The organism is uncultured Gimesia sp., assembly GCF_937910335.1.
Lineage (GTDB): Bacteria > Planctomycetota > Planctomycetia > Planctomycetales > Planctomycetaceae > Gimesia.
The window spans coordinates 1-6,841 of the sequence record NZ_CALEMX010000623.1; the positions used below are offsets into that span (position 1 = coordinate 1).

The 6,841-nt window shown below is 47.1% G+C and carries 5 protein-coding genes; 1 reads left to right on the forward strand and 4 read right to left on the reverse strand.

Features of this window, described 5'->3' with window-relative positions; all coding sequences use genetic code 11:
- Positions 1-110 precede the first annotated feature (110 nt).
- Entirely contained in the window at positions 111-752 is a 642-nt protein-coding gene (locus Q0668_RS25510; RefSeq protein ID WP_298869387.1) for a hypothetical protein, read from the forward strand.
- Positions 753-813: 61 nt separating this feature from the next.
- Here Q0668_RS25510 and Q0668_RS25515 read toward each other — a convergent pair whose 3' ends face one another.
- The 4 genes from Q0668_RS25515 to Q0668_RS25530 all read right to left on the reverse strand — a co-directional run.
- Positions 814-1,563, reverse strand: coding sequence for a malectin domain-containing carbohydrate-binding protein (locus Q0668_RS25515; RefSeq protein WP_298869388.1), 750 nt, complete (start codon positions 1,561-1,563; stop codon positions 814-816).
- Between the two features lie 27 nt (positions 1,564-1,590).
- Positions 1,591-4,500 (reverse strand): PQQ-binding-like beta-propeller repeat protein, encoded by a 2,910-nt coding sequence (locus Q0668_RS25520; protein ID WP_298869389.1) that lies wholly within the window; start codon positions 4,498-4,500, stop codon positions 1,591-1,593.
- 249 nt (positions 4,501-4,749) lie between these two features.
- Positions 4,750-6,231, reverse strand: coding sequence for a DUF1501 domain-containing protein (locus Q0668_RS25525; RefSeq protein ID WP_298869390.1), 1,482 nt, complete (start codon positions 6,229-6,231; stop codon positions 4,750-4,752).
- Positions 6,232-6,267: 36 nt separating this feature from the next.
- Positions 6,268-6,841: DUF1553 domain-containing protein (locus tag Q0668_RS25530; protein ID WP_298869391.1), on the reverse strand; the 574-nt coding region annotated here is incomplete at its 5' end.

Sequence of the window (6,841 nt, forward strand, 5' to 3'; positions counted from 1 at the left end):
TAGAAAACACGTCCATACTTAATTCCTTGATTTCAAGGAATTATTAGAGGAACCCATTAGAGATTGAAGAAAAAATTGAGCACGATTCATTATCTCATACGACTCCTGCAGTGGAGAATTTACTGTATGGTGCTTTCGATGCCGTTTTTGCCAGTGTGGGTCCTCCGCATGGTTCACCCCGTTATGGCGATGTGATCATTCGTCTGAAAGATTCTGTGCGGGAACAAGCCTGGGCGACTCCTTTTAGTGGCATGCATTTTATGTATGCGATTCGTCATAAAGATGCACGCAAAATGCAAGACATTCTGGCTGATGGAAAGACGCTGCCAAAATCACCATTTAATCCTCTCCATCTGGGATTTGATGACCGACTACATTTTTCGCACTATGTTGTAACAGAAAAGTATTGGAACAAAATGCTGGCCTATCAGGCGATTTTGTTGCATCGTAATCTGGACCATTCTCCTGCCAGCAAAAAAGTCAGGCAGCGATTTACGGATTTACTTACAGAGAAAGATCAGCAGAAGTTCTGGAATCTCTTTATTCCACCTCGTCAAAAAAATGAAACTCCGGAGCAGAAGTTGGAAAACATTCCTTTCGGCTATCTTGAAGGAAAGTTTGACAATCAACTTTCGATCAAGTTTTTTAGTTCCATCGAAGTTCCTTCTGAAAAACTATTGGAAGTTCGATCCTGGCCTGAAGCCCAGCCTTATCTGCACTTGATTCGTGTCAAAGCCACTGGGCTACCCTAAGTGAATCACAAAGTGGAAATGGTAATCGAGTAAGCAGATGACTGTTATCTAATTTGCGTGTTTATTTTTCGATCATAATTTCAATACCAGACAAGAGTGTGCGTCCGGTAATCGAATTCAGGTCGATCTTCAAACTGTTAGAGGCCTGGACTCCCTTGAATTCACGCACGATAGCACGGTTTGAACCAGCGGCTTCTTTGACGACGTCCAGTTCTTTCAGCATTGGTTTGCCCTGTAATAAAACATCGAATACACGCTGTCCTGGACGTTGATCGTCGGGCTCTAGGAAATAGAGGCGGACTGTATAGTTTCTTTGAATTGTCGAGACGGATGAGAGTATGACCTCTAGAGAGGTGGCTCCCTCAACTCCGGAAGCGGCTACCCATTTCATATCGCCTTCCTGAACGAACGCAGAATGCTTGTGGAAGTATCTTAAATCCTTCCCGCTCAATTTGACTGAAACGACTGGAGATGAACCTCCCACATTGGGATAGTCGAGCCAGAGTGTACCGTTCTCTGCCTGTCGGTCTCCCGGGGCGCCCAGGTTGATTCCCAATCTTTGTACCTGATCTTTCTTTGCGTTCATCGCCAGCGCGCTGTAGCTCCAAACTTCGGATTCCGGGACATGCGTGAGCGCCAGTGATGTGAAGAGCGAGTAACCACAACTGCAACCGTGTGCCATGTTTGGTGAGTTGAGTACACCGTTCGCAGGAATCAGACTGTTGCGACAGCCGCTCCGGAAACCTTCCAGTCGCGATGTGTTGGTGCTGTCGATGTCGCAGAATCCGGCGGATGCGGCGCGGAACGTCATCAAGTGTGGGCTGGCGATAGCGTAATTTCAGTGATGACCTGCTTTGGTGAATTCCCAGGGGATTGGTTTTCCCGTAATCGGATTTGTGCGAAGAATCGGTTCACCGGTTTCAAGATCATAAGATTTTCCAGGTCCGCGTTGATCAAGAATACGATCGTTCCAGATGATGATCTTGTCCCACAGATTTTCGGGATGTCCTTTAAATCCCTGGCCTGTTGCATACTTTTTCCAAAGTTCGGACCCATTTTTCCCGCGATAGGCCGAGATGCTATTGCGATTCGTAATGAGTAATACATCCTTCTGGTCGCTGTAGGATAACCAGGAACCAACCACATCGGTCTGTTGTTTCCAAAGCAGCTTTCCCGATTTTACATCGATCGCTTTGATGTATCGTTCTTCCAATGCCTTAGGCACATTGCCACGACGTTTATAATCTTTGTAAAAGTTTTCGAGAGCACCATCAAAAACATAGATACGATCGCCGCTCAATGAGACAACAGGGAAACTTAAGTCGGCTTTGAACGTCCAGGCTACTTTTCCAGTGTGACGATTCAAAGCAACCAGCTCCAAAGGTAGTTTGCCATATTTCTCGCCGATTTTTTTAGAAACACGAAAAGCAGATACCAGCAAGAGATCATCATGAACGCGGATTCGCCCCCATCTATCTTCGGGATTTGGTAATTTCATCTCGGCTAAAGTTTTGCCCGTCGCCGGATTAATTCGCAAGCAAGTATTTTGGCTGGTTACCAGATAGAGGCTGTCTTCGATGGCGATGAAATGATGGCCTACCACTTTACCGTTATAGCCCTGGCCTCGCCGCCCCGGATTGTCTTCCTCTGTTTCAATCAAAGGAATCTGCCATAGAATTCGACCTGTGTAGACATCGACGGCGGTTAATTTACCAGGACCTTGTAGAAACATACGACCTTGAATAACCGCCATGCTCGGGCCCCAGTCGTGACGGTTATAAAATAAATCGCCATGACTTGCCGGTCCACCAAACCAAAGCACGCCGAGCGGCGCTTTAACCAACTCATCACGTGACATCAGTGTGTTGGATGCGTCACCATACTCGTGAGTCCAGTTCGCAGAGCCAGGCAATGCGCCGACTCGAGACAGTAGTGCAAATCCGTCTGCGCGTTTGAGATCTGCCTGTGGAAGCCTCTTGTTTTTGATTGAGTTTGAGAGTGTCTTGTATGAATCATCTGCCAGCTCGAGACATGCCTTTCCGCCATAGGGGCGCAATGATCGATAAATGGTTTCCCAGGCTTTCGGGGAAGCGAAATTTTCGAGTGATGTGATATCTTCCGAAACGATTAACTCAGCCATGTAAGCTGGTAGTTCGAAGGTCAATGGATCTCCCTGATGTACGATCACCCGCGATCCATACACGCCGGCGGCATCCAATTTTACTCTCTGTTGTTCCACTTTAGTCTTATCTGGTTCTACTGCAATTATTGCCAGTTTGGATTGACGGACAAGTTCTTCAATCAATCGGCCGCTGCCAGTTCCCAGTACGAGACAATATCCGTTATTTGCTTTTGTGAGTTCCAGTAACTGGCTGGTTTTTTCGGTCCATTCATCCTGCCGGGATGTCAATTCAGTGTTCTTTTCAGAGAGCGAATGTGTCTTGGTTTGTTTGTCTCCATAACAGAGCAAATCTCCCTCCTTTGTGACAACAATCAACTTTCCGTTGGCAGCGATCATCGTTGCCGGGCTGCCTTTGATCGTTTGGCTCCAGCTTACCGTTGCGGTTTTTCCATCTTCAGAAAGTTCTAATGCAAAGATTTTATCGGCTTGATGGCCGTAGAGTCGATTGTCGGCTTTTAGATCAAGCTGAGCCGGATGCGTTTTGATCCATTCAGGGTATTGTTCTTTCGGAATAGCATGTAATTTCTGTAGAGGTAGATTCCAAATTTGATTCAGTACCGTATTGGTGACTTCCTTTCCCCGACGATCTTTTGATTTGACGATTTTCGGGTTTTTCAGATCGTAGGCAACGACATTACCGCCCGTACCGAAGAAAACAAGCTCGTCCGTCAAGACCGGATGACGAGCCGCGACCTTGTATTCTTTTTTGGCGTCCATTTGGAAAGTCGACCCACCATGAAAGATGTACGGTCCGATTGATGAGACGTGGTAGTTGGTAGCTCGATTTCCATAGCTATGTGAAATGAATTTATTTGTTTTCAGATCAAGGCAGGCAGCGATCGAGCGACCACAGGGAATCAGCAATCGATTGTCGTTTTTGACAAGGTATCCTTGTGGAGTGATATCTTTCAGCGTTTTGATTTCGTATTTAGGTGGCGTCAGCGCTTTACCCGTTTGTGCATCTAAGGTGTAGAGAAAGGTCCCTTCAAAGGGCCAGACGCCACAGGTGAAATAGATTTTGCCTTCTGATAATACCGCTCCACCTCGGATCGGCCAGACGGAAGAAAGTCGCCCGTTTGCCAGGGCTTTTCTACCATTGGGAGCTGCTCGAAATTTCCACTTTAATTTACCATCGTCTGAATTCAGGCAGTAGAAATGACCATCGTCGGCTGCAAAGTACACATTGTTTTCGAAAATAATGGGGGCAAAGCGTACAGGGCCGTTTGCATAGAATCTCCACTTTTGCGCACCAGTGGAAAGGTCGATGGCTGTAACGGAATCATTGCGGGATGAGCCAACAAATAATGTCTGCCCAACGACAACTGGCTCATAGTGTGCGTCAAATTGAATTCGTGGATCTTCTGGCCAGGCTGGAGTGAGTGGCCCGAGTTGTCGAGACCATTGCAAATTCAATGAATTTGCGAGTTGCTCGGAAGTGACAGCGGTCCGCTGGGCATTGTTTCGCCATGTCGGCCAGTCCTCAGCCATTGTTGGCGACGAGATGCACAATCCACCGAGAAAGCAGAAACCAATAGTACCAGCTAAACTCGCGACTTTAGAAAACATGCACAATCTCCTGGCAATGTGATTAGAGGTCAGTCGTATTATTACTGTCAATGATATCACTGTGCGAAGCGTTAATTCAATTCAATGAACGTCTAACACAAGGCCTGATAATGAATTGACAACCAGAAATCTTACTAATTTAGACTAGCTGAATGATCCTCTTTTTAACAGGGATGTGTGCAATTCAGTTTTTCAGTTACACAAATTATCGAACCATCAACTTCAGAACTCCGGCTGGCCACTAAATGATTAACTGATGATATCGTGAATGACTTCACCGTAATCCCGGTCGATACGCTGTCTGCCGGGATAGTTGAGGCGCGTGGTGTCGAGTCCCATCTGATGCAAGACCGTCGCGTGCAGATCGGTTACGTAGTGTCGGTTTTCGACAGCATGGAATCCAAGTTCATCAGTTGACCCGTGGATATGGCCTCCCTTGATGCCGCCTCCAGCCATGGCAACGCTGAAACCGTGCGGGTGATGGTCACGTCCGGTGGCCTGGACAGAGCTGTCACCTTTGCGAAGTTCGGCCCCGGGAGTCCTTCCGAATTCCGAGCCAATTACAACCATCGTTTCATCTAGTAAGCCTCGCAGTTTCAAGTCTTTAATCAACCCTGCAATGGGCTGATCCACCTGTTTGGCAAGTTGGGAATGTAATCTTTTGATATTCCTGTGTGAGTCCCATGCGCCTGCGTTTCCGCGATACCCATGAAATAATTGGATAAACCGGACTCCCTGCTCAGTGAGACGTCGTGCGGCCAAGCACTTCTCGCCAAAGCTTTTCGTTATTGAGCCATTCAGACCATAGAGGTCTTGGACATGTTTTGATTCTTCCTGAAATCGCATGACTTCCGGAATGGTTGATTGCATCTGAAATGCGAGTTCGTAAGATTTAATTCGGGCCTGAAGATGTTGATCGTCCGGGTATTGAATTCCCGTTTGTCGATTCAGTCTTCCCAACAGTCCGAACATCTTTTCCTGTTCAACGGGGCTGAGCGTTTCATCCGCTGAGCGGACAAAAGGGAGTGGCTGTTTCCTGTCGACTTTCAATCGAACGCCGGCATGTTCCGGGCCTAAGTAGGCAGATCCGTGAGTCCAGGCTGCGCCACAGCAATCAGCACTGGGGTTGCCTAGAACGACATAGTGCGGCAGATTCTGATTTGCGGAACCGAGTCCATAACTGACCCATGATCCCACTGTGGGAAATGCGCCTTCTGTAATTTTACGGCCAGTATGGTAAGTCAACTGCGCGCCGTGGTTGTTGTCAATCGTCCACATCGAACGGATTAATGAAAGGTCATCGGCGCAGGAACCCAGATTCGGGAACCAGTCACTAATTTCTAATCCACTTTCGCCATGTTTTTTGAATCCTGTTTGCAATGGCATCAACGCTTTAAAGACTTCGCGTTTTTGTTTGGCGGGATCGAGCAAGACTTTGTTGATTTTGTCTTTGTTGAGGACTGCCTCTGCAAAAGGCGTTTCATCAATGGATTTACCAGCGTACTTATTGAGAGCGGGTTTTGGATCAAAGCTTTCCAGGTGACTGAGGCCTCCAATCAGAAAGATCCAGATGACCGATTTCGCCCGCGGAGCTAGATGGCGACCTGAGCCTGCTTCAACTGCCTGCAATTCACCCTCTTGAAACAAAAGAGAAGAAAGGGCCATGCCGGTCATGCCCATGCCTGTCTCGTTCAAAAAAGAGCGGCGGTTCATATTGGGTTGTGATAGCATCTCGATGTCTTTCAAATATTACGCGGCGTCTGATCGTTAACGGATCGTGACGAAATCATTATGGTTGAAAAGAACGGTAATCAATTTCTGAAATTCCATTTGTGTCGGCAGTTTGTTCGGATCACTGGCTGAATCAGCAAGGAAATCGCGGCATAGTTTCTGTTCTTCCCTATCTGGTAAGCGGGACAGAATATGTAGAAATGCTTCTTCGATGAAGGCATCTACCTTGCCTGAAGTCTGTTGATAAATATTTGTTGTCAGGTCTTTACTTGCATTAAACGTTAATTGGCTGTTCGCCAGAGCCAGCGCCTGATGAGGTTGGACACTTGTTTCACGCATATAACATTCTGAAACACTGGGACCATCAAATATCTGCACAAACTCAACTAATTTTTCGTGTGCATGTCTGAGGTAGATGCTCTTGCGACGGGAATCCTGGGCTTTCGTATTGTCGATGTCGGCCCCTCCCAATTGAGAGTCGAGTCGCCCGGGGATAAATAGCAGGTTATCGCGAACGATTTCTCCTTCCATACGACGCGACGGTTTCCTCCATAGAAACTTATTGTCAGGATCAATTTTGAAGTTGTCTTTTGAGCCGGTTCCTGCCATG